Source organism: Nocardia sp. NPDC050412, from assembly GCF_044458825.1.
Taxonomy (GTDB): domain Bacteria; phylum Actinomycetota; class Actinomycetes; order Mycobacteriales; family Mycobacteriaceae; genus Nocardia.
Map to the genome: position 1 here is coordinate 1 of NZ_JBITIJ010000018.1, position 21,766 is coordinate 21,766.

A 21,766-nucleotide genomic window follows, 5' to 3' on the forward strand; every position below is an offset into this window, starting at 1 on the left:
CCACACGGGGGTATGAGGAGCCGGAACCAAATAAAACATTTGGCACTGACATTCATCGACACACTATTGAGTTCTCAAAGAACACACGCACACACATTCACTCCGGCGTAAATCCGGGGCTTCAGTGAGGCAACTTGGTGAAGCTTAGCTCAGCTGACTCCCGACACAAAATCAGGAACCTTCCGAACCAGTGTGATCGTCAGGCGCTCCTCGTACTACCTCGTTTCCCAGGCCGCTGTGCTCAACGTTTCCGCTGCGCTTTGGGCTCCGGGTCGGTGTCCGTGTCGCTCTGACTTGAATAAAGTTACTTACCGCCGTGCACGATGTCAAATCGCCTGGCCAGCGGGTGTTTACAGCGAGTTCACCCAATTGCGGAGCAGCTGCGCCCCGGCATCACCGGACTTTTCGGGATGAAACTGCGTCGCCGACAGCGGACCGTTCTCTACGGCCGCCAGGAATGGGACTCCGTGTTCGGCCCAAGTGAGCTTCGGCGCGGCGAAGTGTTCACTCGGTGGCAGGTCCCATGTTTGTGCGGCATAGGAGTGCACGAAATAGAAACGGGTATCGCTCGCCATTCCGGCGAACAAGACACTGTCGGTAGGAGCCGACACCGTGTTCCAGCCCATGTGCGGGAGCACAGGTGCGGACAGGCGCTCGACCACGCCCGGCCATTCCGCACATCCTTCGGTTTCCACCCCGAACTCCACGCCGCGCTCGAACAGGATCTGCATGCCGACGCAGATACCGAGCACCGGACGACCACCGGCCAGCCGCTGACCGATGATGCGTTCCCCTTTCACTTCGCGCAGCCCCGCCATGCACGCGGCGAACGCGCCGACGCCGGGGACGACGAGTCCATCGGCGGCCAGCGCGATACCGGCGTCGGCGGTCACCTCGACATTCGCCCCGGCCCGGATCAGCGCGCGGTGCGCGGAGTGCAGATTGCCGGAGCCGTAGTCGAGCAGAGCGACGGATTTCGTTGTCACAGTGTCCCCTTCGTCGACGGCACACCGCTCACCCGCGGATCCAGCTCGACGGCGGCGCGCAGTGCCCGAGCCACCGCCTTGAACTCGGCCTCGGTGATGTGGTGCTGGTCGCGGCCGTACAGCACGCGCACGTGCAGGGCGATGCGGGCGTTCAGCGCGATCGACTCGAAAACATGCCGGTTGAGCACGGTGGAATACGGCGCACCGGGTCCGGACCCGGGAATCAGCGCGTGCAGCAGGTGATCGGGTTCACCGGTGTGCACGCAATACGGGCGACCGGAGACGTCCACCGCGGCGTGCGCCATGGTCTCGTCCATCGGAATGAATGCATCGCCGAAGCGACGGATGCCGGACTTGTCGCCCAGTGCCTTACCCAGTGCCTGGCCGAAGACGATGGCGGTGTCCTCGACGGTGTGGTGCGCCTCGATCTCGATATCGCCCTCGGCGCGGACCGTCAGATCGAAGCTGGCGTGCGCGCCGAGCGCGGTCAGCATGTGGTCGTAGAACGGGACGCCGGTGGCGATATCGGTCTTGCCGGTGCCGTCGAGGTCCAGTTCGACGACGATATTCGATTCCTTGGTGACGCGCTCCACCCGCGCGGTGCGATTCATCTTTGCTTCCTCCACAGGCGGATTCATCGGATAGTGAGGTCGGTATCGGCCAAGGTGCCGCTGACGCGCAGGAATTCGTCGTTCTCGGCGGCCAGACCGATGGTGGCGCGCAGATATCCCGGAATGCCGACGTCGCGGATCAGCACCCCACGGTCCAGGTAGTGCTGCCAGGCGCGGGGGGCGTCGGTGAAACGACCGAAGAGCAGGAAGTTGGCGTCACTGGGGATCACCTCGAAACCCATGGCGGCCAGCGCTTCCGCGACCCGGTCGCGCTGTGCCGCCAGTTCGGCGACGCTGGCGAGGGTTTCATCGGCGTGGCGCAGGGCCGCGCGGGCAGCAGCCTGGGTGACCACCGACAGGTGGTACGGCAGCCGCACCAGCAGCATCGCGTCGATCACCGCGGGGGCGGCGACCAGATAGCCGAGGCGGCCGCCAGCGAAGGCGAAGGCCTTGCTCATGGTGCGGCTGACCACGAGTTTCGTCGGGTATCGATCGATAAGGGCGATCGCGCTGGGCTCGGCGGAGAATTCGCCGTATGCCTCGTCGACGACCACAATGCCCGGTGCGGTGGACAGGATCCGGGCCAGGTCGGCCTGCGGAATGCTGTGTCCGGTCGGATTATTGGGGCTGGTCACGAAGACCACATCGGGTCGTCGCTCGGCGATGACGGTGAGCGCGTAGTCGATATCGAGGGAGAAGTCGGCATTGCGCTTGGCCTCGACCCATTCGGTATCGATGCCCTCGGAGATGATCGGGTGCATCGAATACGACGGCACGAAACCCAGTGCGCTGCGACCGGGTCCGCCGAAGGCCTGCAGCAGCTGCTGCAGGATTTCGTTGGAGCCGTTGGCCGCCCACACGTTGGCGGTGTTCACCGCGATGCCGGTTTGGCGGGTTAGGTACTCGGCCAGGTCGGTGCGCAGCGCGACGGCGTCGCGATCCGGGTAGCGGTGCAGGTCGACGGCGGCGGCGCGAATGGATTCGGCGACGTCGTCGACGAGAGCCCGGCTCGGCGGGTGCGGGTTCTCATTGGTGTTCAGTTGCACCGGCACCGTCAATTGCGGTGCGCCGTAAGGCTTCTTGCCGCGCAGGTTCTCGCGCAGCGGCAGGTCGTCCAGACCGATGTCGGAGCCGGGCACCATGATCTCGGGGGTCATGCCAGTGCCTCGAATCGTGCTTGTACGGCCTGGCCGTGTGCGGGCAGGTCCTCGGCATTGGCCAGGGCGACCACGTGACCGGCGACGTCTTTGAGTGCGGCCTCGGTGTATTCGACGACGTGGATACCGCGTAGGAAGGTCTGCACGCTCAGGCCCGAGGAGTGCCGCGCACATCCCGCCGTCGGGAGTACGTGATTGGAGCCCGCGCAGTAGTCGCCCAGGCTGACCGGTGCGTAAGCACCGACGAAGATCGCGCCGGCACTGCGCACTCGGGCCGCGACGCCGGACGCATCGACGGTCTGGATCTCCAGGTGTTCGGCGGCGTAGGCATTCACCACCCGCAGCCCCTGCTCGATATCGTCGACGAGCACGGTGCCGGATTGCTTGCCGGACAATGCCTCCCGCACCCGGTGCGCGTGCTTGACCACCGTCATCTGGGTGGTGAGCACGGCGTCCACCGCATCGGCGAGTTCGACACTGTCGGTGACCAGCACGCTGGCGGCGAGCACATCGTGTTCGGCCTGGCTGATCAGATCGGCGGCCACGTGGACCGGATCGGCGGTGGCATCGGCCAGGATCGCGATCTCGGTGGGGCCCGCCTCGGCATCGATGCCGACCAAGCCGCGGCACAGACGCTTGGCGGCGGTCACGAAGATATTGCCGGGACCGGTGATCAGGTCGACCGGCTCGAGCTGCGCGCCATCGGTATCGAGACCGCCATAGGACAGCAGCGCGATGGCCTGTGCACCGCCGACGGCCCACACTTCCTCGACCCCGAGCAGCTTCGCGGCCGCCAGGATGGTCGGGTGCGGCAGCCCACCGTGCTGCGCCTGCGGCGGCGACGCCACCACCAGCGAGTCGACACCGGCCGCCTGCGCGGGCACCACATTCATCACGACGCTGGACGGGTAGACGGCATTGCCGCCGGGCACGTAGAGCCCGACCCGCTCGACCGGCACCCACCGCTCGGTGACCGTGCCACCCGGGACGACCTCGGTGGTGGTATCGGTGCGTCGCTGATCGGCGTGCACCTTGCGGGTTCGCTCGATCGCGACCTCGAGCGCGGTGCGCACGGCCGGATCCAACGTCTCCAATGCGGCCTCGAGTTCGGCCGCCGGTACCCGCACGCTCGCTGGAATCACACCGTCGAACTGTTCGCTGAACTCCAGCGCCGCCGCGACCCCGCGGTCTCGGATCGCCTCCACCACCGGTCGCACCTGATGCAGCACCGAGTCCACGTCGACTCCCCCGCGCGGCAGCGCGGTGCGCAGCTCGGCAACGGAGGGAGTACGGCCGCGCAGATCAACGCGGGCGAGCTCGAGGCGGGATGTCATGAGGTCTGCGATCCTGTCTGTCCTGATCCTTGGACGCCGTGCCCGACGCCGAGCGGTCGGTATTTTCCGCCCCGCTCCAGTTACCAGCCTATCGGTCCGGCGCCGCCCGCTATCCGCTGCGGTCGCCGGATGTGTCGCGGAGTACGGCCGCCTGCCCCGGTCCGATAGTGGACCGGGGCGCGGCGGTTGTCAGGCCGAGACGAGCCGCTTGATGATCATCGGTTCGGCGAGGATCTGGTCGAGTACGTCGCGCACGTGGAAGAAGTGTGGCGTCGTGAAATGTTCGTCAAGGGCTTCGGGGGTTATCCACTCCTCCACGAGGACCATGTGGGAAGGGTCGTTGGGATCGGTGTAGGGGTGGTAGGTCAGGCAGCCGGGCTCGGCTAGGGACGGTTCGATCATTGCTTCCAGTGCCGTGCGCAGGCGGTCTTCGCGACCCGTGCTTGCGCGGAATTCGGCGACGACATGCAGTGTCATGGTGGTTCCTCGGACGTTATGCGCGGGCGGGGCCAGTGCCCGCGCCGGTTGTGGTGATGGCGGTCTCGATTGCGGCGAGGTCGTCGGTGGTGAGCGTCAGGTCACGGGCGCCGAGCCAGCCGTCGATCTGAGTGGCGTTACGTGCGCCGACAATCGCGCCGGTGATGCCGGGCCATGCGGTTACCCAGGCCAGGGCCACCTCGGCGACGGTCACATCATGGCGGGCCGCGATCGGGCGCATGGCTTCGACGAGGGCGAGCTTGGCGGACAGGCCGGTGGTGAAGTCCGGATGCGAACCGCGCCAGTCCTCGTCGGGCAGGTTACGCAGGCGCTCCTCGGTGAAGGTGCCGGTGAGCAGGCCCGATTGCAGTGGTGAGTAGACGATCACGCCGGTTCCGTTCTCATGTGCCCAGGCGATATCGGCCGCGGCCGAGCGGTTGATCGCCGAGAACGGCGGCTGGATCGCATCGACATGGGCAATGGATTCGGCAACCGCCAGTTGGGCCGCGTCGTGGTTGGACAGGCCGATGGCGCGGACCTTGCCTTCCTTCTTCAGATCGGCCATGACCTGCCAGTACTCCTCGAGCGGAGTCGCCTGGTCGTTGGCCTCGCCCTCGGCGCCGTAGACGAAGGCCGCGTCGGTATCCGGCCAGTGCACCAAATACAGATCGATGTGGTCGGTCCGCAGCCGACGCAGCGAATCCTCGATTTCCTTGCGCACCACGTCGGGCCGCATGATCCGGCGCGGCGGGCCGGAACGGTCGTCGCCTTCTTCCCAGATCAAACCGGTTTTGGTGAACAGGTAGGGCCGCTCGGCCTCCGGGATGTCGGCGAGCGCACGACCGACCACCTCCTCGGCATGGCCCACGCCATAGGCGGCTGCGGTATCGATCCAGTTGATTCCGGCGTGCACCGCGTGTCGAATCGCGGCGATCGAGTCAGCGTCATCGGTGGCGCCCCACGAGTATTCCCAACCGGATCCGCCGAAGACCCAGGTGCCGAAGCCGAGCGGGGTGATGTCCATGCCGGTGTCGCCGAGGGGGCGGGTGTTGCTCATTGTGTCCGTCTCCGTTCACCGCCGGAACCGTTCCGGCGGTGATCACTACTTTCGTCGCGGCCAGTGGCGGTAAACAGCGCCGCGCGAGCCTGGGCACGGCATGACCAGGATGCGGCCGGGCAACCGCCTGGATACTGGATGACGTGAGTCTGGATCGACGTGCCGAACTCGGCGAATTCCTGCGTTCCCGGCGGGCCCGGCTGAGCCCGGAGGAGGTCGGCCTGCCCGATTACGGCAGCCGCCGCCGGGTGCCCGGCCTGCGCCGCGAGGAGTTGGCCATGGTGGCGGGGGTCAGCGTCGATCACTATGTGCGTCTGGAACAAGGCCGCACCCTGCATTTTTCGGAGTCGGTGCTGGATGCCGTCGCGCAGGCGCTGCGATTGAATCCGGTGGAGCGCGAGCATCTCTATCGGCTGGCGCGGCCGTGGTCCGGCGAGGAGCCACCGGCCGAGCAGGAAGTCCGCCCCGGACTGCGCAGACTGCTCGACACCGCCGCCGATGTGCCCGCCTACATCGTGGGCCGTGGCACCAATGTGCTCGCCTGGAATTCCCTTGCCGCCGCGCTCATTACCGATTTCGGTGCACTACCGCCCCACGAACGCAATCTGGCCCGGCTGGTATTCCTCGATGAGGGGATGCGCGAACTGTATGAGGACTGGGCGGCCAAGGGCGCCGATGTCGTGGCGTATCTGCGCCTGGATATGGCGCGCAATCCCGGCGATGGGGCAATCGCCTCGCTCATCGAGGAATTGAGCGCGAAATCCGCCGACTTCGCCGCCATGTGGCAGCGTCACGAACTCAAGGACAAGACGCACGGACGATACACATACCTGCACCCGGTGGTCGGCCGACTCGAGCTGGGCTTCGAAACGCTGCGCCTGCCCGATGATCCGGATCAGGCGCTGATCATGCACACCACCGAACCGGATTCTCCGAGCGCGACGGCTTTGCAGTTGCTGGCGACTTGGGCGCGGACGTCGGTGCGATCCGGATCGCGCTAGGCGCTACCCGTTGCGGGACAACTCGTTCAGCGAGCGTCGCCGCTGCGGGTGTCGCTGTCAATGAGTGGGGCCCCGCTGCCAGGGTTGATCAACCGCAGCGTCACCGACCTGTTCTGGCCCGCGTAGGTCACGCTGGCCACGTTCACGTCCACCGAACCGTCTGAGTTGGTGCCCGTACCACCATCGGCGGCATCAACAGTGTTGAAGCCCGTGACCCGATTCTGCGTCCAGTAATCCTGGAAGGCCGACTGACTGCCGTAGACCCGCTGGGCAGCGGGAGTCAACTGTTTCCACGCAGCCGCGAACCTCAGATAGATGAGGTTGTTGTAGAAGTCCACCACTTGATCGATGGATTGCCGCGAGTCTGCCTGGCCGACGCTCTTCGTCTGCCCCGGCGCGCCAGCGGCGACCGTGGAACTGGTTCCCTTGGACGCGGAGGACGAAGGCGGACTCGCTTGCACCGACGGCGTATTGGTGCCCGACTGATTCAGCGCACCGATCAGGATGGCCACGACAGCCACCACCGCACCGACGGTCGCACCGACCAGTACGGCCTTGCGCTTGCCACCGGACTTGCGCAGTGCCGGACGCGGCTGCGTCGCGGTCTGCGGATGCGCGGCGGTCCGCGGACGCGACGCACCCGAGTTGTTGGGACGGGCGGAATTTCGCGGCGGCGGTGCCGGACGTGGCTGCCGCGCGGTCGGCTGATGTTCCGGCGTCGGATTCGCGGGTGGGCGCAGCGCACGCGTCGCGGATTCACCGTGCCGACCGAAAGCCTCACTAGCGGGTACGAATCCGGCGTGCACCGGTGCGGAACCGGAATCGGCGAGCGCGGAAAGATGTTCGCGGGCCGCACGCATGGTCGGCCGCTCGGTGGGGTCCGGGCTCAGCAGATCCAGTAGGAAGTCGGTCGCGGGGCCCGCATGCCGCGGTTCGCTCACCTGGCCGTTCGCCGCGGCGTAGAGCACGGCGAGCGGGTTGGCGCTGGAACCGTACGGCGGTTCGCCCTCGAGTGCGTGAAAAAGCGTTGCCCCCAAGGCGAATACGTCGGCAGCGGGCGTCGGGTCGGCGCCGCGCGCCACCTCCGGTGCGAGATAGGCGGCGGTACCGCAGATCAGGCCGGTCTCGGTGAGGGTGACGTCGCCGGTGGCGCGGGAGATGCCGAAGTCGGTGATCTTCACCGTGCCGGTGTCGTCGAGCAGGATATTGCCCGGTTTGACATCGCGGTGCACGATTCCGGCGTGATGCGCGGCGATGAGCGCCGAGGCGACCTGTTCGCCGATCCGCGCGACCTGGGTCAGCGGCAGCATGCCCTGCGCGGAGATCACGCCGGCCAGGCTCTTCGACTTCAGATACTCCATCACCAGGCACGGATCGCCGTTGTGCTCGGTGATATCGAAGACCACGATCGCATTCGGATGCTGGAAGCGCGCCGCATTGCGGGCCTCACGGAACGCGCGCTGACGCACCACATCGCGCTCTGCTTCGGGCAGGCTCGGCTTGATGTGGATCTGCTTCACCGCGACCGAGCGCTGCAGGCGTTCGTCGATGGCACGCCAAACAACACCTGTGCCGCCGCTACCAATCCGCTCGACCAGGCGGTAGTGCTCCGCGATCAATTGACCGGTATCGATGGCGCCTACTCCGAACCTTCTCGAAATCGTGACATCACGCGTATTGACCATCAACGCGTTCCGCACGAGTGTAGCGGGGCGCAATCCTCGGCACGCGGCAGCGGGGGTATATTCGCCGCCCACAACACACCGAATGCTAATGCAGTGCCGATTCGACAGTGTTGCTCAATGTCGTGCACGCAGCATACGGCCTGCGGCCTCCACGGCCGGACCCGAGCTGTTCGCATCGCTGACGAATACGGCGAAGGCCAGGTCACCGTCGATGCCGACGAACCAGCCGTGCGCGTGCTTGTCATCGAGGTACTCGGCGGTGCCGGTCTTGCCGATCAGGCCCGAAATATCGCGCAGAGCGGTGGCGGTGCCGCCGGTAATGGTTTCGCGCATCATGGTTTTCAGCTGCTCTTCGGTAGTCGGCGGCAGTGCCGCCGGGGTGTGATCGGCCACACCGGGCTGTCCGTTGACGACCATCGGCAGCGGCACCGATCCACGCGCGATGGATGCGGCGACCAGCGCCATCCCGAACGGTGAGGCCGTCACCTTGCCCTGACCGATCCCGGATTCCACGCGCAGCGCCGGGGTGTCCGCGGTCGGCACCTTGCCGGTGACTGTGGTCAGACCGGGTGTGACGAAGTCGATGCCGAGGCCCAGTTGTGCCGCGGCATCGGTCAGGCCGTTCGGTGCGAGATTCACCGCGAGTTGACCCATGGTGGTATTGCAGGACTGGGCGAAGGCGGTGTGCAGCGGCACGTTGCCGAGGTCGAAGTTGTTGTCGTTGGGGATGCTGCGGCCCTCGATATTCGCGGTCGCCGGGCACGGCAGCACGGTGTCGGGTGTCACCGCGCCAGATTGCAGTGCGGCCGAGACCGTGACGGTCTTGAAGGTCGAACCCGGCGGATACAGGCCGGTGAGCGCGATCGGTCCTTGTGCGTCGGCGGCGGCGTTCTGCGCGACGGCGAGCACCTTTCCGGTGGAGGGTTGCAGTGCCACGATCGCGGCGGGCTGGGTGATCGGCGTCAACGCGCTCTCCGCGTAGCGCAGCAGATCGGTGTCGAGTGTGGTCACGATATCCGGGGTGGGTGCGGGATCCTGACCGGCGACGCGTTCGGTGCCGTCCGCGGTCTGTGCCCGCACCGCCCAGCCTGCTGCCGCGTCGGCGGAACTCTGCCAGAGTTCGGCGAGGCCGGACAGCACCGGTGATGCGAGGGATTTGTCGGTCGTGAGCAGGCGGGTCTGCGGTGCCAGGGTGACGCCCGGAACGGCGGCCAGCGCCGTCTGGATCGGGGCGATATCGGCGTCGCGCAAGGTGACCGCGGTGATCGGCTTGCCCTGTGCCGCAGCCAGATCCGATTGCAATGACTGTGTCGTGATATCGGGGGCGATGGGGGCGAGCAGGGCCGCGAGCGCGGCGGTGTCGGCACTCGGGGCGACGTTCACCAGGGTGACCATCTGCTCGGTCATCAACTCACCGCCGGATGCCTCGAGCACACGCGCGGGCTTCGGATTGGTGGTGGCGTAGTTCAGCGGGCCGCGCGCGAGACCGGGTGCGACGGTATCGGGATCCCATTTGATCTTCCAGACGCCGCCGGACTCACGGGCGGACCCGTTGGTGGTGTAGCTCCACGTGTTCTTGCCGGCCTTGCCGAACTTCCAGGTGGCGGCGAGGGCGAAGGAGTTCTTATCCGCGCTGCGGACCTCGAATTTCACATCCTTGCCGAGCCCGTCGTAAAGCTTGCCCAGCGCATCCGACGCTTTGGCCGGATCATCGGTGAGTGCGGCGGCCGCGGCGACGTCATCGCGACTGAGCGCATCGGCGAACTGCCCGGCGACGGTGTCGGGCTGGTCCGGCCCAGAGCTGCAACCAAGGGCCAGGACGGTGGCTGCGAACAGAACGAGAAGATTCCGGTTGGCACGCACCCCGCCGACTCTAGTGGCCGATCGTGACCAACTCGGGTAGCCCGCACGGAGGAAGCCGCACTTCTGTCGCGATCCGGGTGGACCGCAACAGGTGCGAATGTACGGACTTCAGGCGAGCCAAGGCCCCTGGGCGAGCGCTGTGGCGTCGGGTTCGGACAGGTCGATATCGAAGACCTCGGTGAGGACTTTCGGAAGTTCGGTGAGTTCGAGTTCGCGGGTTTCGCTGGAGCCGTTCGGATATTCGGTGATGAGGGTGAGGTTGTCCAGTACGTGGTGGACGTCCGGGAGGAAGCGCTGCACGAACGGCCGGGCGGTGAACGGTGAGCGCGGGGCGGTGGAGACGAAGTGGTTACCGACCGCGAAATCGATGCGGTACTGCGGGTTCAACGTGAAGGTATAGCGGTCGATCCAGCCGTCGCGGCCGAATTGGTGCAGCACCCACAGGTCGCTATCGAGTTCGCCGGTGGTGTGTTCGAGCCGGAAGCGCCAGTCGCCGAGTGCGAATTCGCCGCCCTCGACCAGTTCGTAGGGCGCGAGCGGGCCCGAGCCGAAGCCGACATCGCAGATCCACACGCGATCGTCATCGCCGGTGGTGACGCGCAGCAGGGCGTGGGTGGCCGGGCGCAGGCCGTCGGCTACGCCCATGGTGACCCGGCCGCTGAGACCGGTCACCCCGAAGCCGAGCCGTTCCAGCGCGGCGGCGAACAGGCCGACGTTCTCGTAGCAGTACCCGCCGCGTCGATGCCGGATCATCTTGTCCTGCAACGATTCCAGATCCAGCGGGACGGGGCGGCCGAGAATGGACTCCAGGTTCTCGAACGGGATCGTGGTGGTGTGCGCGTGGACGAGGGCGCGCAGGGCGGCCAGTGTCGGGGTGCGGTCGCCGGTGTAGCCGATGCGGGCCAAGTACGCGTCGAGGTCCAATTCCGCGCCGTTCCAGTGGTAAGCGGGGTCATTCGGCTTCATTGCACCTCTCCTTGTGTACGGTTCTGCCCGGATGAACCACACCACAGCGACAAGTGTTCCCTAGGCGGCGCATTTGGCGTCCGGCGGCGCCGCGGGAGCGACCACAGTGTCGCGGGCGACGTCGACCAGATAGTCGCGATCGGGTCCGTCGACGGGTTCGGTGCCGAGCAGCAGGCGCTCGACGACGCAGCCGCCCTCGAAGTACGCGGGACCGACGCTGTGGTCGCCAGGGACCACGGCGCCGTTCAAATCGCGGCCGGTGACGATGGTGTACATCGAGGTGGGTTTGCCCGCGGCGAGCAGTCCGGCTCGCATTTCCAGGGTCGCCGGGTACGGCACCACATCGTCGCCGGTGCCGTGGATGAGGAAGGCACGCTTCATGCTCATCCGGGCGGCGAGGAGAACGGGCGAACGTTCGGTATAGGCCTGCGGGCAGACCGTCGGGGCGCAGCCGCCCGCATCGCGTTCGATCTGAGCGGGCAGTGCGGGATCGACGCCCGCCGAGGCGAGCCACATGGTGAAATCGTCCGCGGGCCCATAGTTGTCGACCCAATAGTCGAAGAGTCCCTGCGGGCCGTGCGCCACCGCGAGTCCGCTCATTGTGCCGCCCTGACTCCAGCCCCACAGCACGGTGCGGCCGATCGTCGGATGTTCGTTCTTGTACCACTGGGTGGCGGTGACGATATCGCGCCAGCCCGCCCACAGATTCCAGTCGCCGGTGCGCCAGACGCCGGTCGTGCTGCGGGCGTCCATGGACAGAATCGGGGTCGCGGCGCGGCGGGCGATCGAGGTCAGATATTCGGCGTAGTCGGCGGAGGTGCCGTCGTGGCCGTGGACCGCGATGACCAGATCGCGCGGCGTCAGATCACCTGCCGCACAGCTATACGGTTCGTATACCCGGCCGGTGGCGTCCTCGCCGTCCACCGTCAGGGTCACCGGCCGCACGTCGACTCGGACCTCGCATTCCGGTTCGGCCGAAACCGACGGTGCGACAAGACTTGTCGTCGACACCGCGGCGAACAGCGCACAGCCGAGCATCAGCAGTAGGTGCCTCATTCTGGAATGATGACATGCGGCTATCGCTGTCCGATAAACGGGCGAGTCGCGACGAATACCGCGCCGAGCACCGCTGCCGCTCCCACAATGCCCGCGAAGGTCGTCGTGCCCGCAGGCAAACCGATTGCGTCACTGAGGAATCCGGCCGACAGCGGAAGCAATGCTGCGGGCAGGTAGCCACCGACGTTCTGGGCGGCATTGGCCTCGGCAAGCCGATCGGCGGGCACGCTCGCGCTGATGGCCGTGAGACCGCCGAACTGGCCCAAGCCCTGGCCGATCCCCGCGAGGATCGCGGCGGCGGCGAAGACCGCGATCGAAGACAACCGCAGCGCCGCGACCAAGGTGATCGTGCTGAGCAGGGTGGCTGCCGTGCCGCCGAGCAGGATCGTGCGCAGGCGCAGCCGCCGCACCGCGAATTGGACGCCGGTGGCGCCGAGGAACATGACGAAGGCCAGGCCGCCGGCGAGCACGCGGTTGGTGGCACCCAAAAGGGTCGACAGGAGCGAGGGGCCGAGCGAGAGCACGAATGATGTCGCGGTAATCCCCGGTGCGAATACCGCGATGCCGAGCAGAACTGGGGTGCGCCCACCCGATGCGACCGCGGGAATGCGAATCCATGGGCCGCGTCCGCGCGCACCCTTGGGCAGCTCCAGCCGCGCCAAGACCGCGAAAGCCGTAGCGAGCAAGACGATTTCAACGATGAATATGGTGACGGTCGGACCGGGTACGAACTGTGACAGCAAACCTGCCAGCAATGGTCCGAAGCCCGCGCCGAGCACCATGGCCGATGAGGCCGCCAGTGCGGCAAGGCGTTTGCGCTCCGGACCGCCGATATCGGTTACCGCCGCCATCCCCGCCGAAACGGCCGCGCCGACCGCTATTCCGGTGAGCAGGCGCGCTATCGCCAGCATCGCGACCGAATTCGCGGTGGCGAACAAGACGCAGGCGAGCATGGCGAGGAGCACCGCCGGCAGTAGCACAGGTTTGCGGCCGATGCGGTCCGACACCACGCCCGCCACCAGCAGCGCGCCGAGCAATCCGGCGATGTAGCAGGCGAATACGGCGGTCAGCGTGCCCGAGGAGAAGCCCAGCCGGTGCTGCCACACGACATAGAGCGGGGTAGGCGCATTCGAGAGCACGAACACCGCGAGCACGGGCCATGCCGCCAGCCAAACCGCGCCGTCGCGGCGCACCTCGGTTTCCGGTTTCGCCGCGAGCGTCGTCATGTCAACTCCTTGTTCGAAAATTCTCGTACTGGTACGGCAGGAGTCGAACTTAACATCTAGTACGATAGAAGTCGAACTAAGGATTTGCCGATCCGCAGGAGACCCGATGCCATCGACCGACACCGTCGCGACCACGCTGCCCGAGCCGAAGCGTGCCGAGCTGCGACTGGAGAATGTGCTCGGCGTGCTCAGCGATCCGCTGCGGCTGAGCATGGTGCAGAAACTGCTGCTCGAATCCCCCGAGACCGATCGCTCCTGCGGCTGGTTCGAGATCGATCGGCCGAAATCGACACTGACACATCATTTCCGGGTGCTGCGCGAGGCGGGTGTCACCCGCCAGCGGCAGTACGGACTGGAGCGCCGCAGCCGGGTGCGGATCGAGGACCTCGACGCGCGTTTTCCGGGACTGCTCGATCTGGTGCGTGCTTGGCAACCGGCGTAATTCGGTGCCGTTTCGAGGGCACGCGTGTCCCGGTGGGGCCTGCTACCGTGCGCGCGATAGGCGATCCAGCGCTCGGACGCGCGCATGTGCTGCGGTAGATAGGCAAGGCGGCGGGGAAGCCACCGGGGCCGATGCGGTCCAGATCGGCATCATGATCGGCAATGCGGACGGGAATTTCGATCAGGACGAGACCGCGGCGGTGCGCGAGGCGTGCCAGGCCCTGCGGGTGGATCCGCAGTAGTTCGGCCCTGCCCGCTAGTATTCGCATATGCGTTCGATTGATGTGGCGGAGCGGCGGGCCCGGCTAGCGCGACGGCATCGGCTCACACCAGCGTGTCGCACCGATGACGTCGCCGAGATCGTCCGTTCCCTAGTCGTACTGCATGCGACCGATCCGGCGACGGCGTATCTGTCGGTGGGCGCACGCAGCCTCACCGCCGAGCCCGCGCATGTCGAAAAAGCACTGTACGACGATCGGACGCTGCTGCGCCTGCTCGCGATGCGGCGCACGATGTTCATCGCGCCGGTCGAACTGCTGCCGATATTGCAGGCGTCGTGCGCGGATGCGTTGGCGGAGAAGCAGCGTCGCACCTACGGCAGGTTCATCGAGCAGGCCGGAGTTGTCGACGGGGACGTGCGCGCCTGGCTCGCCGACGTCGAAGATGAAACGCACAAGGCACTTTTGGCACGCGGTGCGGCGACCGGCGCACAGTTGAGCAAGGACGTGCCCCGGTTGCGCACGCAGGTCAATACCGCTCCGGACAAGGCATATTCGCGTCCCAACAGCATCACCACCTGGGTGCTTGTGATCCTCGGCGTGGAGGGGCGCATCGTGCGCGGTCGACCGAACGGCAGTTGGACGAGCAGCCAATACACCTGGTCGCCGATCGAAACCTGGCTGCCGCAAGGCGTTGCGACCATGCCGGCCGATGCGGCCCGCGCCGAACTCGTCCGGCAGTGGCTCTACGCCTTCGGCCCCGCGCCAGTCACCGATATCAAGTGGTGGACCGGCTGGACGCTTACCGAAGTCCGCAAGGCCCTGGCCCAACTCGACGTGGTGGAAGTCGATCTCGACGGCAGTGCCGGGCTACTACTGGCCGACGACCAGGAACCGACCCCTGAGTCCGAACCATGGGCTGCCCTACTCCCCGCACTCGACCCCACCCCGATGGGCTGGCAGTCCCGCGCCTGGTACCTCGGCCCACACACCCCGATGCTCTTCGACCGCAGTGGAAACGTCGGGCCCACCATCTGGTGGGAGGGCCGCATTGTCGGCGGCTGGGCCCAACGCAAAGACGGCGAAATCGTCTACCGCCTACTGGAAGACATCGGCTCCGAAGCAGAATCGCTCATCGAAGCCGAAGCCGCCCGCATCAGCACCTGGTACGGCGAAGTTCGCGCCATCCCTCGCTTCCGAACCCCATTGGAACGCGAACTCACCGCCTGACTGCTACATGTCCAGCCCGAGGTCGAGGACGCGCACCGAATGGGTGAGCGCGCCGACGGCCAGGTAGTCGACGCCGGTGCGGGCGTAGTCCGCGGCGTCGGCGAGTGTCAAGCCGCCGGAGGATTCGAGCTTGGTGTCAGGGGCCTGGGCGTTGCGACGTTGGACGGCAGCTTGGGTTTGCCAGAGAGGGAAGTTGTCGAGCAGAACCAGTTCGACATTTTCGGCCAGGACGGCATCGAGTTGTTCGAGGCTGTCCACTTCGACCTCGCAGGCGATATCGGGGGCCAGGTCGCGCACCGCGCGCAGGGCCGCGACCACCGAACCGGCGGCTACCACGTGGTTGTCCTTGATCAGGGCGGCGTCACCGAGGCCCATGCGGTGGTTGACGCCACCGCCGACGCGGACCGCGTACTTCTGCAGGGCACGCAGGCCGGGCAGGGTTTTGCGGCTGTCGCGGATGCGGCAGTTGGTGCCCGCGACCTCATCCACCCACGCGGCGGTGGCAGTGGCGATGCCGGAGAGGTGGCAGACCAGGTTGAGCATGGTGCGTTCGGCGGTGAGCAGGCCGCGGGTCGGCGCGACCAGCCCGAGCACGGACTGACCCGGCTCGACCCGAGTGCCGTCGGCGACCCGATCGGTGATTTCGTAATTGCCCGCACCGATCACCTCGTCGAGCACGAGCAGACCGATATCGAGCCCGGCCACCGTGCCCGGCTGGCGCGAAACCACCGACGCCTTCACCACCGCGTCGGCGGGAACCGTTGCCGCCGTGGTGATATCGGGGCCGTATCGCAGATCCTCATCCAGTGCGGTGCGAATCAGGGCCAGCATTTCGTCACGATCCAGGCCGGTATCCAGTCCCATCAGTGCACTCCTCGTCCTACTATTCTCGTGCATTGCCGCGGTCATGAGGCGCTGGGGATGGCGTCCTGGGTCCAGCTGGTGAGGTCGAGACCGTCGGGGGCGGGGACGGGGTGACCTTCTGGTCCCAGACGCACTGCGCGACTACGGCGTTGGTGGTCGTCGGGGGTCGGGTGGTCGGAGCGGGTGTGCGAGCCGCGGCTTTCCGTGCGGGCTGCCGCGGAGAGCAAAAGGACCTGGGCGGTGAGGGTGAGGGCCGCGTCCTCGAATGCGGTGATGCGTTGCGCCGCGGCCGCGGCCGCATCGTTGAGATCTGCGGTCGCGTGCGATGCCTCACCCGTATTCACCGCGCCGCTGCCGTTCAGTGCGCCGCTCAGCTCCGTGAGCTCGATCGCCGCGCTCGTCGATCCCGCGAATCGCTGGTTGGCGCTGGTCAGCTCGGCACGCAAGCGACTTGCCGCACTGTGCGACACCGCATCGCGCAACCGTGCGGCTGCCTCCGCAAGCCCAGCGGCATCGCGAACCACGGAGGCATGCAATGTCATCGACTGCTGCACCAGGGCGCGGGCCGCGCGCGGAATGGTGTGGAAGGAAACGTCCGTGACGTGCGCTTCCTCGTCGAGGCGTTCCGCGGCGGCCACCCCTGCGCGCTCACCGACTACCAGACCCTCGAGCAGACTGTTCGAGGCCAGCCGGTTGGCACCGTGCAGCCCGGTCCGCGCCACCTCACCCGCGGCATACAGACCGGGAACCGCGGTCCGGCCATGGGTGTCGGTCACGACCCCGCCGCATTGGTAGTGCGCGGCGGGTGCGACCGGAATGAGCTCGGTATGCGGATCGATCCCGGCGGCCAGGCAGGATGCGGTGATCGTCGGAAAACGTTGTGGGAAGCTGTCGATCGCGCGGGCATCGAGATAGACGTGATCGGTGCCGAGGGCGCGCATCCGGGCGGCGATCGCACGTGACACCACATCGCGCGGTGCCAGATCACCACGCGGGTGCACACCCGCGGTGACCGAATTCCCTTCGGAATCGACCAGTATCGCGCCTTCGCCGCGGACGGCCTCGCTGATCAAGGGCCGTCTGCCGAGTCCACCAGGGGTGTAGAGCACCGTCGGATGGAATTGCACGAATTCGAGATCGGCGACCGTCGCACCGGCCCACAGCGCAAGCGCGATACCGTCGGCGGTCGCGCCCGGCGGATTCGTGCTCAGCGCGTACAGCTGACCGAGCCCGCCCGTGGCCAGCAGCACCGCTGGCGCGTGCACGACCCCGAATCCGTTCTCGGACACCGCGATCACGCCCTGAACTCCGGTCCGCCCGGTGACAACTTCCAGTGCCGCGGCACCGAACAGGACCGGCAGTCCGGCCGCGTTCAGCGCACGCTGCACCTCGGCACCCGTAGCGTCCCCTCCGGCATGGATGATCCGCCGCGTGCTGTGCCCGCCCTCGCGGGTACGCGAGATCTGACCGTCGCGCGCCAGATCGAAGACTGCGCCCAGATCGGTCAGCGCGGCGACGGCGGCCTGACCGCCCTCGACGATCGACCGCACCGCCGCCTCGTCACACAGTCCAGCACCGGCCTCGACCGTGTCACGCACATGCGATTCCACCGAATCCTCTTGCGGCGCAACAACAGCGATGCCGCCCTGAGCGTACTGGGTCGCGGTATCGGTCGGGCCGCCCTTGCTGAGGATGAGCACTCGCAGACCGCGCAGCGATGCCGTGCGTGCCGCGGTCAATCCGGCGACGCCACCGCCGATCACGACCAGATCGGCGGCGGCTTCCCAGTCGATCCGCGGCGCGATGCTCATGCGCCCCTGCCTTTCGCGACCTGGTCGGCAACGCAACCGCTACCGACCGCCCCGGCGATCATTCCGCACCGCCACTCCGGACGAGCGCGCACATCACGCTCCGATCGCTGCCGCTCATTCGCCACCGCCTGGATTGCCGATTTCGATCATGCGCTGCACCGAATTGCGGGCCAGCGCGGCGGTTTCCAGGTCGACGTGCACCTCATCGGTGTTCTCCACGAGCGAGCGCAGCAGCGCCGCCGGGGTGATCATCTTCATGTACTTGCAGGACGCACGATCGTTCACGGCCTGGAAGTCGATGCCGGGGGCGGCCTTGCGCAGCTGGTGCAGCATGCCTACCTCGGTGGCGACCAGGACCTGATTCGACTTCGCGGCCTTGGCGGCGTCGATCATTCCGCCGGTCGACAGAATGTGCACCCGATCGGCTGGGAACGAGCCCTCGCCCGCGAGGTACAAAGCCGAAGTGGCGCAACCGCATTCGGGGTGCACGAACAGTTCGGCATCCGGGTGGGTGCGGGCCTGTTCGGTCAGTTCGTCGCCGTTGATCCCGGCGTGCACGTGGCATTCGCCCGCCCAGATGTGGATATTCTCGCGGCCGGTGACCCGCTTGACGTGCGCGCCGAGGAACTGATCCGGCAGGAACAGCACCTCACGGTCGGGATCAATCGAGGCGACCACATCGACAGCATTCGAGGAAGTGCAGCAGATATCGGTGAGCGCCTTCACCGCGGCGGTGGTGTTCACATACGAGACGACCACCGCATTCGGGAATTCGGCCTTCCAGGCCCGCAATTCGTCGGCGGTGATGGAATCTGCCAGGGAACAGCCCGCCCGCTGGTCCGGAATGAGCACAGTCTTCTCGGGGCTGAGGATCTTTGCCGTCTCGGCCATGAAGTGCACACCGCAGAACACGATGGTGTCCTCGGGGGCCTCGGCCGCGATGCGGGACAGCGCCAGCGAGTCGCCGACATGGTCGGCCACGTCCTGGATCTCGGGCAACTGGTAGTTGTGCGCGAGAATCGTCGCGTTGCGCTCCCTGGCGAGGCGCTTGACCTCGACCGCCCACTCCGGTGTGGCCTCGACACCGGTGAATCCGGTCGGACCATCGACTACCTGCCCCATCAGCGGGGGCGCCAACTTCACACCCATGGTCGCCATGGATGGCTCCTCTCCTCGTGCGCTCGGCCCTTGTGCCTATTCACATGCCAGCCGATTCGCACCAAACCAGGTTTTCGACTTATAATCGAAAACGTGGCCCATAGTAGCACCATCCACGAAACGCTCACCGCGGTGTTCCAGGTTCGGCGCTTCCCCGACGACATCACCGCAGGTAGCAGCCCTGCGCGCATGACAGATGAGCTGATTCGGCCATGTCCACCCGGTCAGCGGACCGAACTCGCGGTGCTGCTGTGGGAGCGCGCCCTCGACCCACAGAAGGGCACCTGGTCGCTACCCGGCGGACGGCTGCGCGACGATGAAGACCTCAATGTCTCGGCCCGTCGCCAGCTCGCCGAGAAGGTCGATGTGCGCGAGCTGGCACATCTCGAGCAGCTGTCGGTATTCAGCAATCCGGACCGAGTCCCCGCACCGCGGCGGATCGCCTCGGCCTATCTGGGGCTGGTGCCGCTGACCGCGGACCCGCAACTACCCTCGGACACCACGTGGCATCCGGTTTCCCAGCTGCCGCGCATGTCGTTCGATCACGGCACGGTCGTCGAACACGCGCGCACCCGGCTCGCCGCGAAGCTCTCCTACACCAATATCGCCTTCGCCCTGGCACCTGAGCGGTTCACCATGTCCACGCTGCGCGAAATCTACTGCGCCGCGCTTGGTTACGAGGTCGACACGACGAATCTGCAGCGAGTTCTCACCCGCCGCAAGGTGATCACGCCGACCGGCGCGACCGCATCCCCCGGCCGGGCGGGTGGACGCCCCGCGGCGGTCTATCGGTTCACCGACTCCGAAATCCGAGTCACCGACGAATTCGCTGCGCTGCGCCCACCCACCTGACCTCCCCACGATCGCCTCCCCCACGATCGCCCCCTCAGTTCGGCGACCGCTCCCCCGAAGCGGTCGCCGAGCTCGAAATGGACTGTGCCGTGGCCACTGCCGTAGGGGCCACGGCATCCGAGCGTGCCCTCGTCACCATCGACCAGGGCACTCCCCTTCTACTCGGACAGCCCGCCGGGCACAGCCAGGTGCCCGGAGCTCAAAATGCACACCGGCCACAGGCACGGGAACGCGGACTCGGCCGCAGCCTCGACCCGTATGACCGTCACCTCGCCCGGCGGTTCGGCAGCCGCTTGCGCTGCGCCGGAAGTCATTCCGATCACCAGCGCGGCTCCGGTAACCGCAGATTTCCAGGACATAGCTCTCCCCCTCAGAGTCGCTGAATCCGCACGGTGTTTCACGGAGTCGAGACCGAAATCCGGCTCCGCGGTTCGATCGAATCGAACAACTCAGACGGTAGGGCTCGATCGCATCGGGCGATACCGGGTGTTGGGCAGAGTCGCCGAATATGGCTGGTCACAGTCGGATACGAGTTATCCGGTCCGGAAGCGGTCGTCTGTTCCACGTTGCGGACCGGATGAATACACAGCGGCGAGGAGCAGTGAAAGCCCTGTGGCAGAACTACTTTCGGAGCTGCCCGAAGGCACCCGCCACAATCGGTTGCCCACCGGATGCAACGTTCCTGAGCCCACTGCCGGAATCGGACTCGAGGGGCAACATCCCGTCCCCACGCGGACAGCAGAAAACCCCGCCTCCACATGCGCTCGCACGCGAAAACGGGGTCAACCGCGAACCACGGGTCACAACCTCAATCCCGCTCCCGCCCCTTATGTTTCACCTTCCGCCGATACCGCCGCCCACTGGGAATCGGCTGCGCAGCACTGGACCGCCGCAACGCATCCCGCCGCCGCCACGCCACCAGATCAGCCCGCTCGGACTCCCCAGCCTCCGGAACCAGCACGCCCTGCCCATGCCTTGTCAACACATCCTCGCTCATCGCCACCTCCTTCCCATCGCTCGGCTCGATCTCGCGCGCCAACGATATCCGCGCGATCGGCGGCGCGACTACTGATTTTCGCCAGCTAGCCGCACGTCTTCCGATATGGCAATCCCGCCAGGTGTTCCTGCCACACTTCCCGACTCAGCATCGGCTGAACGGCGACGCAGATGCGGTCGATCGCCTGCCGTGGATCCAGATCCCACAGCCGGAGTCCTCCCCCACCCGCCGCGGCCAGGTACTCGCCGTAGAAGTCGGCGCGGACCTCGATGACGACGGCGGCTGGTTCGTGTTCGCCGCGGATGGCGAGGTGTTCCAGGGCGGCCAGAAACGCCTCGCGCTCATCGTCGTTGCGGCACAGGGTGAATAGTTCCTCGAACTGCTCCACGACCAGCAGGCGATGTCGGTTCACACCCCATTCGGCCAACGCCGCTGTGATGGATTCCGTGTGAGCAGCACGGACAGCAGGGATTCGAATCACGCGGGGACATTGCGGCCAGACTTCCAGCCGCTGATGCGCTGGACCGAAGCTCCGTTCTTCTGGCCGGCCGCGCGCGCCGCCCGCATCCGCGCCGGCGCTGCGGTCGCCACCCGACGCAATGTCGGATTGCCCGCGGCCTCGAACAGCGCGGCGAATTGTTGTGCGAAAACGGTTCTCGGCGACGGTCGCACACGCGATTCCATCTGTCCTCCTGCACGTTCCGATAGCGGGAGCGAGACCCCCTGCGTGCAACGAGATTAAGCCGGGTCGCGAACGCGAACCTCGATCAGGACAT

23 protein-coding genes are annotated in these 21,766 nt (G+C 66.6%); 5 read left to right on the forward strand and 18 right to left on the reverse strand.

Going from position 1 to position 21,766, the window contains the following annotated elements; genetic code table 11:
* Positions 1 to 350: 350 nt before the first annotated feature.
* The 6 genes from hisH to ACIBI6_RS34875 all read right to left on the reverse strand — a co-directional run bounded on the left by hisH (position 351) and on the right by ACIBI6_RS34875 (position 5,622).
* Positions 351 to 986 (reverse strand): imidazole glycerol phosphate synthase subunit HisH, encoded by a 636-nt coding sequence (gene hisH, locus ACIBI6_RS34850; protein ID WP_364352993.1) that lies wholly within the window; start codon positions 984 to 986, stop codon positions 351 to 353.
* Positions 983 to 1,597: an imidazoleglycerol-phosphate dehydratase HisB gene (hisB, locus tag ACIBI6_RS34855; RefSeq protein ID WP_364352996.1), complete on the reverse strand. Its 615-nt coding sequence runs from the start codon at positions 1,595 to 1,597 to the stop codon at positions 983 to 985. Before hisB ends, hisH begins: the two co-directional genes overlap by 4 nt.
* A 23-nt stretch (positions 1,598 to 1,620) precedes the next feature.
* Positions 1,621 to 2,754 carry a histidinol-phosphate transaminase gene (locus ACIBI6_RS34860; protein ID WP_364352999.1) on the reverse strand — a complete coding sequence of 378 codons (1,134 nt, stop codon included), beginning with the start codon at positions 2,752 to 2,754 and terminating at the stop codon, positions 1,621 to 1,623.
* Positions 2,751 to 4,088: a histidinol dehydrogenase gene (gene hisD, locus ACIBI6_RS34865; RefSeq protein WP_364353002.1), complete on the reverse strand. Its 1,338-nt coding sequence runs from the start codon at positions 4,086 to 4,088 to the stop codon at positions 2,751 to 2,753. Before hisD ends, ACIBI6_RS34860 begins: the two co-directional genes overlap by 4 nt.
* A 189-nt stretch (positions 4,089 to 4,277) precedes the next feature.
* The gene (locus ACIBI6_RS34870; RefSeq protein WP_364353005.1) at positions 4,278 to 4,565 is read right to left on the reverse strand and encodes a putative quinol monooxygenase; all 288 of its coding nucleotides are present in this window, start codon (positions 4,563 to 4,565) and stop codon (positions 4,278 to 4,280) included.
* A gap of 16 nt (positions 4,566 to 4,581) precedes the next feature.
* Positions 4,582 to 5,622 carry an aldo/keto reductase gene (locus tag ACIBI6_RS34875; RefSeq protein WP_396959180.1) on the reverse strand — a complete coding sequence of 347 codons (1,041 nt, stop codon included), beginning with the start codon at positions 5,620 to 5,622 and terminating at the stop codon, positions 4,582 to 4,584.
* A 143-nt stretch (positions 5,623 to 5,765) separates the two neighbouring features.
* Between ACIBI6_RS34875 and ACIBI6_RS34880 the strand changes: the two genes are divergently transcribed.
* Complete coding sequence (locus tag ACIBI6_RS34880) at positions 5,766 to 6,623, forward strand: helix-turn-helix transcriptional regulator (RefSeq protein WP_396959182.1); 858 nt, start codon at positions 5,766 to 5,768, stop codon at positions 6,621 to 6,623.
* 26 nt (positions 6,624 to 6,649) lie between these two features.
* On the opposite strand, the gene ACIBI6_RS34885 is transcribed toward ACIBI6_RS34880, so the two are convergent.
* From ACIBI6_RS34885 to ACIBI6_RS34905, 5 genes are all read right to left on the reverse strand, one after another.
* Positions 6,650 to 8,308 (reverse strand): protein kinase, encoded by a 1,659-nt coding sequence (locus ACIBI6_RS34885; RefSeq protein ID WP_364353014.1) that lies wholly within the window; start codon positions 8,306 to 8,308, stop codon positions 6,650 to 6,652.
* Between the two features lie 114 nt (positions 8,309 to 8,422).
* Positions 8,423 to 10,171, reverse strand: coding sequence for a penicillin-binding transpeptidase domain-containing protein (locus tag ACIBI6_RS34890; RefSeq protein WP_364353016.1), 1,749 nt, complete (start codon positions 10,169 to 10,171; stop codon positions 8,423 to 8,425).
* Positions 10,172 to 10,279: 108 nt separating this feature from the next.
* Positions 10,280 to 11,137, reverse strand: a complete 858-nt coding sequence (locus tag ACIBI6_RS34895) for an arylamine N-acetyltransferase (protein ID WP_364353019.1) — start codon at positions 11,135 to 11,137, stop codon at positions 10,280 to 10,282.
* 60 nt (positions 11,138 to 11,197) lie between these two features.
* Positions 11,198 to 12,193 carry a prolyl oligopeptidase family serine peptidase gene (locus tag ACIBI6_RS34900; RefSeq protein ID WP_364353022.1) on the reverse strand — a complete coding sequence of 332 codons (996 nt, stop codon included), beginning with the start codon at positions 12,191 to 12,193 and terminating at the stop codon, positions 11,198 to 11,200.
* Positions 12,194 to 12,213: 20 nt separating this feature from the next.
* Positions 12,214 to 13,419 carry an MFS transporter gene (locus ACIBI6_RS34905; RefSeq protein WP_396959186.1) on the reverse strand — a complete coding sequence of 402 codons (1,206 nt, stop codon included), beginning with the start codon at positions 13,417 to 13,419 and terminating at the stop codon, positions 12,214 to 12,216.
* A gap of 106 nt (positions 13,420 to 13,525) precedes the next feature.
* On the opposite strand from ACIBI6_RS34905, the gene ACIBI6_RS34910 reads away from it, so the two are divergent.
* From ACIBI6_RS34910 to ACIBI6_RS34920, 3 genes are read left to right on the forward strand one after another with little or no spacing between them, the layout of a single operon-like run.
* Positions 13,526 to 13,861: an ArsR family transcriptional regulator gene (locus tag ACIBI6_RS34910; protein WP_364353028.1), complete on the forward strand. Its 336-nt coding sequence runs from the start codon at positions 13,526 to 13,528 to the stop codon at positions 13,859 to 13,861.
* 4 nt (positions 13,862 to 13,865) lie between these two features.
* Positions 13,866 to 14,102, forward strand: coding sequence for a TerB family tellurite resistance protein (locus ACIBI6_RS34915; RefSeq protein WP_396959188.1), 237 nt, complete (start codon positions 13,866 to 13,868; stop codon positions 14,100 to 14,102).
* A 27-nt stretch (positions 14,103 to 14,129) separates the two neighbouring features.
* On the forward strand, positions 14,130 to 15,308 hold the full coding sequence (locus tag ACIBI6_RS34920; RefSeq protein WP_396959190.1) for a winged helix DNA-binding domain-containing protein: 1,179 nt from the start codon (positions 14,130 to 14,132) through the stop codon (positions 15,306 to 15,308).
* A 3-nt stretch (positions 15,309 to 15,311) separates the two neighbouring features.
* Here ACIBI6_RS34920 and nadC read toward each other — a convergent pair whose 3' ends face one another.
* From nadC to nadA, 3 genes are all read right to left on the reverse strand, one after another.
* Complete coding sequence (gene nadC, locus ACIBI6_RS34925; protein WP_364353037.1) at positions 15,312 to 16,172, reverse strand: carboxylating nicotinate-nucleotide diphosphorylase; 861 nt, start codon at positions 16,170 to 16,172, stop codon at positions 15,312 to 15,314.
* A gap of 41 nt (positions 16,173 to 16,213) precedes the next feature.
* Positions 16,214 to 17,983 (reverse strand): L-aspartate oxidase, encoded by a 1,770-nt coding sequence (locus tag ACIBI6_RS34930; protein WP_364353040.1) that lies wholly within the window; start codon positions 17,981 to 17,983, stop codon positions 16,214 to 16,216.
* Between the two features lie 114 nt (positions 17,984 to 18,097).
* Positions 18,098 to 19,141, reverse strand: coding sequence for a quinolinate synthase NadA (gene nadA, locus ACIBI6_RS34935; RefSeq protein WP_396959192.1), 1,044 nt, complete (start codon positions 19,139 to 19,141; stop codon positions 18,098 to 18,100).
* 93 nt (positions 19,142 to 19,234) lie between these two features.
* On the opposite strand from nadA, the gene ACIBI6_RS34940 reads away from it, so the two are divergent.
* Positions 19,235 to 19,993, forward strand: a complete 759-nt coding sequence (locus ACIBI6_RS34940) for an NrtR DNA-binding winged helix domain-containing protein (RefSeq protein ID WP_364353046.1) — start codon at positions 19,235 to 19,237, stop codon at positions 19,991 to 19,993.
* 158 nt (positions 19,994 to 20,151) lie between these two features.
* Here ACIBI6_RS34940 and ACIBI6_RS34945 read toward each other — a convergent pair whose 3' ends face one another.
* From ACIBI6_RS34945 to ACIBI6_RS34960, 4 genes are all read right to left on the reverse strand, one after another.
* Positions 20,152 to 20,352: a hypothetical protein gene (locus ACIBI6_RS34945; protein ID WP_364353049.1), complete on the reverse strand. Its 201-nt coding sequence runs from the start codon at positions 20,350 to 20,352 to the stop codon at positions 20,152 to 20,154.
* A 449-nt stretch (positions 20,353 to 20,801) separates the two neighbouring features.
* Entirely contained in the window at positions 20,802 to 20,990 is a 189-nt protein-coding gene (locus ACIBI6_RS34950; protein ID WP_364353052.1) for a hypothetical protein, read from the reverse strand.
* An 85-nt stretch (positions 20,991 to 21,075) separates the two neighbouring features.
* The gene (locus tag ACIBI6_RS34955) at positions 21,076 to 21,471 is read right to left on the reverse strand and encodes a hypothetical protein (RefSeq protein WP_364353055.1); all 396 of its coding nucleotides are present in this window, start codon (positions 21,469 to 21,471) and stop codon (positions 21,076 to 21,078) included.
* Positions 21,468 to 21,674 (reverse strand): hypothetical protein, encoded by a 207-nt coding sequence (locus tag ACIBI6_RS34960; RefSeq protein WP_364353058.1) that lies wholly within the window; start codon positions 21,672 to 21,674, stop codon positions 21,468 to 21,470. The genes ACIBI6_RS34955 and ACIBI6_RS34960 overlap by 4 nt, the downstream gene beginning before the upstream one ends.
* Positions 21,675 to 21,766: the final 92 nt, after the last annotated feature.

Bases quoted from the DNA above. Each gene is read 5' to 3' on its own strand.
- ACIBI6_RS34930 (WP_364353040.1), bottom strand. From the start codon at position 17,983: ATGAGCATCGCGCCGCGGATCGACTGGGAAGCCGCCGCCGATCTGGTC.
- nadC (WP_364353037.1), bottom strand. From the start codon at position 16,172: ATGGGACTGGATACCGGCCTGGATCGTGACGAAATGCTGGCCCTGATT.
- ACIBI6_RS34905 (WP_396959186.1), bottom strand. From the start codon at position 13,419: ATGACGACGCTCGCGGCGAAACCGGAAACCGAGGTGCGCCGCGACGGC.
- ACIBI6_RS34920 (WP_396959190.1), top strand. From the start codon at position 14,130: ATGCGTTCGATTGATGTGGCGGAGCGGCGGGCCCGGCTAGCGCGACGG.
- ACIBI6_RS34885 (WP_364353014.1), bottom strand. From the start codon at position 8,308: ATGGTCAATACGCGTGATGTCACGATTTCGAGAAGGTTCGGAGTAGGC.
- ACIBI6_RS34875 (WP_396959180.1), bottom strand. From the start codon at position 5,622: ATGAGCAACACCCGCCCCCTCGGCGACACCGGCATGGACATCACCCCG.
- ACIBI6_RS34870 (WP_364353005.1), bottom strand. From the start codon at position 4,565: ATGACACTGCATGTCGTCGCCGAATTCCGCGCAAGCACGGGTCGCGAA.
- hisB (WP_364352996.1), bottom strand. From the start codon at position 1,597: ATGAATCGCACCGCGCGGGTGGAGCGCGTCACCAAGGAATCGAATATC.
- nadA (WP_396959192.1), bottom strand. From the start codon at position 19,141: ATGGCGACCATGGGTGTGAAGTTGGCGCCCCCGCTGATGGGGCAGGTA.
- ACIBI6_RS34950 (WP_364353052.1), bottom strand. From the start codon at position 20,990: ATGAGCGAGGATGTGTTGACAAGGCATGGGCAGGGCGTGCTGGTTCCG.
- ACIBI6_RS34945 (WP_364353049.1), bottom strand. From the start codon at position 20,352: ATGTCCTGGAAATCTGCGGTTACCGGAGCCGCGCTGGTGATCGGAATG.
- ACIBI6_RS34960 (WP_364353058.1), bottom strand. From the start codon at position 21,674: ATGGAATCGCGTGTGCGACCGTCGCCGAGAACCGTTTTCGCACAACAA.
- ACIBI6_RS34900 (WP_364353022.1), bottom strand. From the start codon at position 12,193: ATGAGGCACCTACTGCTGATGCTCGGCTGTGCGCTGTTCGCCGCGGTG.
- ACIBI6_RS34860 (WP_364352999.1), bottom strand. From the start codon at position 2,754: ATGACCCCCGAGATCATGGTGCCCGGCTCCGACATCGGTCTGGACGAC.
- ACIBI6_RS34910 (WP_364353028.1), top strand. From the start codon at position 13,526: ATGCCATCGACCGACACCGTCGCGACCACGCTGCCCGAGCCGAAGCGT.
- hisD (WP_364353002.1), bottom strand. From the start codon at position 4,088: ATGACATCCCGCCTCGAGCTCGCCCGCGTTGATCTGCGCGGCCGTACT.
- ACIBI6_RS34895 (WP_364353019.1), bottom strand. From the start codon at position 11,137: ATGAAGCCGAATGACCCCGCTTACCACTGGAACGGCGCGGAATTGGAC.